The 6,305-nt window shown below is 38.2% G+C and carries 4 protein-coding genes; 1 reads left to right on the top strand and 3 read right to left on the bottom strand.

Annotation, left to right across the window (positions count from 1 at the left end; all coding sequences use genetic code 11):
* Positions 1-190 (top strand): hypothetical protein (locus tag QM491_RS19740; protein ID WP_283329255.1); only part of this gene is annotated, 190 nt, incomplete at its 5' end.
* Between the two features lie 326 nt (positions 191-516).
* Here the strand turns inward: QM491_RS19740 and QM491_RS19735 are convergent.
* From QM491_RS19735 to QM491_RS19725, 3 genes are all read right to left on the bottom strand, one after another.
* Positions 517-3,660 carry a serine hydrolase domain-containing protein gene (locus QM491_RS19735; protein ID WP_283329254.1) on the bottom strand — a complete coding sequence of 1,048 codons (3,144 nt, stop codon included), beginning with the start codon at positions 3,658-3,660 and terminating at the stop codon, positions 517-519.
* Between the two features lie 171 nt (positions 3,661-3,831).
* Positions 3,832-5,526, bottom strand: coding sequence for an astroprincin family protein (locus QM491_RS19730; RefSeq protein WP_283329253.1), 1,695 nt, complete (start codon positions 5,524-5,526; stop codon positions 3,832-3,834).
* A gap of 68 nt (positions 5,527-5,594) precedes the next feature.
* Positions 5,595-6,260: a hypothetical protein gene (locus QM491_RS19725; protein WP_283329252.1), complete on the bottom strand. Its 666-nt coding sequence runs from the start codon at positions 6,258-6,260 to the stop codon at positions 5,595-5,597.
* Positions 6,261-6,305: the final 45 nt, after the last annotated feature.

Here is a 6,305-nt window from a genome sequence, read left to right as displayed (position 1 = left end):
CGTTATGAGCATTTGTCATGAAGGAGTAACCAAACATCACTTCAGTATCTATCTACCATTGAGTGATCGGTTTAACTCCCTCATTACCAAATATTATTTTGTAAGCGTAAATCTACAATCTACAATTGAGTGGATGAGTGATTATTTTAAAAATGAGTTTTGGGGTAGAGACGTAGTGCTTTGTGTCTAAAAAGGTAATAATATCAAATATGAGTCATTCCGAATTTTAAGATTGGGATTATCCTCCAAGTTTTCATCAAAAAAGCGGTCGGAAAATATTTTCCGACCGCTTTTTTGACGCTACTATGCTAGATTTTTACTCAGCATAAGACGCAATCATTGCGTCTCTACTGTGAGAATATAAATTTTAATATAATCACTCATCCGCTCAATCACTCAATCGCTAAATTAGGGATGACTCATGTTTTACAGCTATACCAAAATGAAGGTTTATTACATTTTTAAATCGTCACATTTTCAAATCTTCAAATCCTCTCATTTTCAAATTTCCAAACCTTATTTCTTAATACCTCTTTTGATGGCATCGTAGATTACCTCATTGATATTGGTTCTAACATTGAGGTCTGACAATTTGGAATTGTTGCGTGTAGGATATACTCGGTTGGCTAAGAATACATACACCAGTTGATTGTCGGGGTCAACCCAAGTATAAGTTCCTGTAAACCCAGAGTGTCCAAAGCTCGAAGCTGGGGCACTTGGAGCAGCACTAATGCCTGGCTTTTTGCGGTCGGGCTTATCGAAGCCAATGCCACGACGGCTATTTTCTGCTACACTAAATGGATAGCTCGTCCATTCGTTCAAAGTACTTTCTTTGATAAAACGCTTACCTCCATAATATCCTTTTTGCAAATACATCTGCATCAATTTTGCTAAATCGTTGGCATTACCAAATAAACCTGCGTGCCCCGAGATACCGTTGAGCATAGCAGCACCTTCATCATGTACTCGTCCGTGGATGAGTGTTTTACGGAAAAGGGAGTCATATTCTGTTGGTACAATTTTGTTTAAATCATAATGCAAACGAGCATTGTAAGTCAACGTAGTAGCACCCAATGGTTTGTAGAAAGTATCTTTCAAGAAAGATTCCCAATCTTTACCAGTTAGACGAGGAATGATTTGTGGATACATATAGTACGACAAATCTGAGTAGACATATTCTTTTTTCTCACGTAGAGGCGAATCCTCAATCGCCTTGTAAAGCACATTGTGATAATCTTTATGAATCCAAAGATTTTCTGCTACTTGGATAGAATAATCATTAGATTTTTCAGTTGCAAAAGTATGGTGCTTCCAAATGGTTGGTTGCGTGGAGATATTCACGCATTCCGCCCAAAGTTTTTTGTCAGACTGTATTGCTTTTTCAATACGAGCATAAGCTTTTTTACGACCGAATAATTTTTCCCAAAATGTAATTTTATACCCTTCTGGATACCCGTGCGTAGCAATTTTATCTTGATACACTTTGCTTGCTAATAGCATTTTGGTAGAGTCAATACAATCTTGCCAGAATGGAATCCATGCTCTTAGGCGTGCTTGGTGCGTCAAAATGTCTTTATAAATCAATCCCGCTTTATTGGAATTTTTCCAGTCAGGAATCATATCGCCCATGGTACTGCTCAAAGAGAATTTTCCTTCATCGCTCATACGCATCATCGCTGCTACCGAAGTGCTAATTTTGGTAACCGAAGCCAAGTCATATAAATCAGTTAAAGCTACCTTTTGAGTGCCCTCATACGTATGTTTCCCATAAGCTTTGTGGAAAATTACTTTACCATTTTTAGCGACTAAAACCACTGCACCAGGCGTTGCTTTACGGTCGATGGCTGTGGTTACAATTGAGTCAATACGAGCGCCTAAATATTTTGAATCTATCCCTACTGCCTCTGGAACTGTATATTCAAAACGTTGAAGGGCTTTGGTCGAAATACCATCATTATACTTGAAAGCAGTATTTACCGTCACAGGAAGTTTACCTGTAATAGGAGTAGCTCCAAATATGGCTTGTGCTGCCGCTTCTTGTGTGTGCGGAGTTTCTTGGAAAGTTTGAACTAAGGCAGCTGCACTTTCTAAGTTTTCGAATTTACCTAATGTATAAGGGTTTGAGAAAAGCGTAATAATAGTTTTGGCATTACTAAATCTCTTTACTAGCTCTTGAGTTTTTGGTAGAATATTGTAGTTTTTGGCAGGACGAATATTTTGCCCGTTCACACCCATAATCACCAAGTTGTACGATTTGAGAGCCTCCTCAACTTTTGCAATTGTACTATCAGCCGAGTTTTCGTCTAAGTTAAAATGCTCTACAGCCGTGTAATTGCCCAGCATTTTCTGAAAATCTGTTACAGGTTTCGAGCCAAAAGCAGGTGTTCCAATAACCAAAGAGGCAATTTTCAACGTATCTAGGTTTTGTAAAGGAATAATATCTTTTTTGTTACGAAGTAAAGTAACTGTATTGACTGCCAACTGACGATTGAGTAAATCTGAAAAGCGAGGATTTAGGTCATCAATCAAGTTTTTGGTATCAATCGGTTTGTATTTATCTAATCCTGCCCATGATTTAGCCAAAAGAATTCTTTTTACACGTTCGTCGATATCAGATTGAGAAATTTCGCCACTCAAAAGTGCTTTTTTGATAGCATTAAATGCCGCAGGGACATCTACAAAGGTTTCAAGAATATCGTTTCCTGCAAGAATCGCTTTTACATTGGCAGTTCCTTCTGGGAAAAACTTCACCGCACCTTGCATATCCATAGCATCGGTAAATACCAAACCTTTGAAGTTTAACTCTTTACGCAATAAATCAGTCACTACTTTTCTAGAAAGCGTCGAAGCTAAGTTTTTGGTAGTATCCAACGATGGGATATTCAAGTGAGCGACCATTACTCCTTGCAAACCATTTTTGATAAGTTCGCGATAAGGATACAACTCTAATGAATCTAATCGAGTACGATTATGACTAATCAAAGGCAAATCATAATGAGAGTCAGTGCCTGTATCGCCATGTCCAGGAAAGTGCTTGGCTGATGTAATAACCCCGCCACGTTGTAAGCCTTTCATGTAAGCAATGGCCTTTTGCGTTACTTGGTATTTGTTTTCGCCAAACGAGCGGAAGTTGATAACAGGGTTATTGGGATTGTTGTTGATATCTACCACAGGCGCATAATTCACATGCACGCCTATACGCTTGCACTGAAGAGCAATTTGATAACCCATTTCTTCGAGTAGTGGGGTATTGCCTTGCATTGCACCTAAAGCCATTTGATAAGGAAAACGCGTTGTACTATCAAGACGCATGCTTAACCCCCACTCTAAGTCCATTCCAATTAACATGGGCACTTTGGCCATAGCTTGTAGCTTGTTGACCAATACTGCTTGTTTACTAGGATTTCCTGCAAAGAATACCAAACCACCTACATGATAATCTCTTACAATTTGATTGAGGCGCGTGGTATCGTAGGTAGCATTGTAATTGGCACGGGGCATCATCAATTGTCCAATCTTTTGGTCAACTGTTAGCGTTTTAAATACAGAGTCTACCCACTTTTGATTGGCATTAGGAAAAAGTTCTGATTGAGCCAAAGCCCCCGAACTTGCCAAACCAAGGATAGCTAAGGTTTTGATGAAGTAATTCGTTATTTTCATTAAGCGTTTCAAAGGTTGATTTGAATATGCAAGATAACATTTTTTTGAGGGATACGCTTACGGACTTGTATGGGAATGAGGTGGGTAGTGAGTCTGTAATAGGTGAAAAATAAAAATAGGGTATCTATTTTATGACAAAAAGTAGATACCCTATTAGGAACATGATTTTTATTACTTACAATCGTTAGCAGTATAAGTTGCTAATAGCTTTACTCGATTGGTTGCTGGATTATAAGACGTTGACCCTGTTATAGGCTTACCAGTAGAAGTAGTTATGACAGAGGAGGTTTTGTTCATAGTTACTCGACCTGTATAAACAGTTCCATTGTAGTATGTGTAAAATTCGTACGTTTGTCCTTCTATAACACGCACTGTAGCTAACCCACTTCTTGAATAAGCATATACATATCCGCCATATATACCTCCATTACTCAGACTAAATAAGTATAGCCAAGTAGAGGGTTTGATATTAAGCTTTTTATTAGAGCACTTTGCTGTAAAATCTATGTCAACATCAATGTATGTAGGAGGATTAGGGACATTTAAGGTAATAGGCATACTGCTGGTAGAGCAGGCATCAAAGACACTCGTACTTCCTAGCAATTGATTATTTCTTCGAGAATATACCATAATCTGAAGGCGGTTTCCATTTCCTCTGATTGCTCGATACAATCCGTTGTTTGTATTACCATTACGTACATCGAAGTCCCACAGTTGGGTATAATAATATTTGCGGTTAAATCTATCCACTAAATACACAACACCATAATAATCATAGCTATTTACATTGCTAGATATGTTAGAACTTACATTGAGTTTTACAGTTCCTCCGCTGTTTGAGCATGAGCCGTAAAAATACCAGTCTAAGTTCCAGTATGAAAGGTGCGATGCTTCAAAAGTTGCAGTAAGCTTTCCATCGCTTCCTCTGATTACTGTTGCGATGCCTTCTTCTTTCCACTGACCAGTATTGCTATCATAACTCCAAGTTGGAATAGTATCTCCTTCTTTTATTTTTTCTCCCGTTTCAGGGCTTGTAAGATCAGCGTTGATTCCTACTGATACTTGAATAGGCTTAGAAAAACTTTTTACGGCTTTACCGTCAGCTTCCATATCAATGGCAACAAAGCCTCCTGTTATAAAATCGCCATCTGTGGTTGAGCCATTATTCATGATAACGTTATCCGCTCCAAAACCTCCAGGAAAGCTTTGTAATGAAGCTGTTGTTTCGGTAGTATATTGTACTACCTGAACAGACACATTATTGGCATTTATGGTAGCGCCCGAAGCATCTCGTACTTGAGTTCCTGGCTGAAGAGTAATTTCGGCTACTTCTGGCTTTTCAACTGTTGCAGGCACTACCACCTTTTCTCCTTGAGTTAAATTGACAGACTCAACTGTGCTTGCAACACCTGTAGGCGGCTCAGAAACTTTAGTGACTGGTATTTCATAGAAACTTGCCAGTTCGGTGTCGGTAATGACAAAGGTTTTACTAGTAGAAACATAACCATTGCCAGAGATACTTACGGTAAACTCTATTGGCGATGATACACTTGGCGAAACATTTTTATTTAATACTAATGACAAAACATTGTCTGTTGGGATATATTCTTTCTTCCCTGCATCGCTCAAAACATAGTCTTTTCCTGCCCCAGAAATAGTTACTTTAAGTCCCTGTGGAATAGTACTAGATGCGGCATTGGCATTAACAAACTTTATTAATAATGGAGCTTTATAAATATCGGTATTGACTGTAAGTTCAAGGTCGTCAAAAGGGTTAATTTTTTGACATGAAAGAAATGTTCCAATACTCAATACGAGGATAATGAGTATTCTATAGATATTTTTGAGATTATATACTGTTTTCATTAGAATCTGAATTTAGATGGAGGAATTAGAAAGCAATTTAGGAGAGTTTATACCTTGGGAGTATAGTCCTAATTTAGCCTAACAGCAAGTCTTAAGTTAACCATAGGCCAATATCGCCAGTCATCCATGTTGGATTGGATTTTGGGCTCCTGCTCAGACATACTACTTAGTCGCTCGGTTCCCGAAAGTGTAACTTTGGGCTTGGGCAAATAATAGGTACCTAATTCAAATCCAAAACCTACTCGTTTTTTGGGAACGGCTCTCCCAAAACCAATACCTGCAAATGGAGCAAAACCATTGTCATAGCGCAAGTCAAATAAAAAAGACCCAACCTCATCAGGAGTAAATACAGTCTCACCAAAGGTATAGTTAGCTGTTGGAGAAGCATTTACAGACACAAACCCTTTTTGTATTAAACTTCCCCCTGCGATAATTTTAAAAGTACTTTTGACAAATGGATAATACTCTACCGAAAGTCCAATGGCACTCATGTCCATATTACCAGCAAGAAGGATATTCTCATCCGAAATCTTTTGCTCTTGATTCAAATTATACTTGAGATAAACATAAGAAGCTTTTATAGCTAACTTATTGTAAGGCTCATACACGAAGCTTAGCCCTGGAGTAGTTCCAAGATTGATATTTGCACCAAACCTATTGGTTTTGACAAATTGTGCCGAGACATATTGGCTCAAGCCAAATCCTAGCAACAAAAAGAGTAGTTTTTTCTTCATTGTAATCGTAGATAAAAGTTTATATAAATAAGAGATGGACACAAA

The sequence above is a fragment of the Flectobacillus longus genome, assembly GCF_030056705.1.
Lineage (GTDB): Bacteria > Bacteroidota > Bacteroidia > Cytophagales > Spirosomataceae > Flectobacillus > Flectobacillus longus.
Note: the sequence above shows the minus strand (reverse complement) of the source record. Positions and strands in the feature narration are given on the sequence as shown.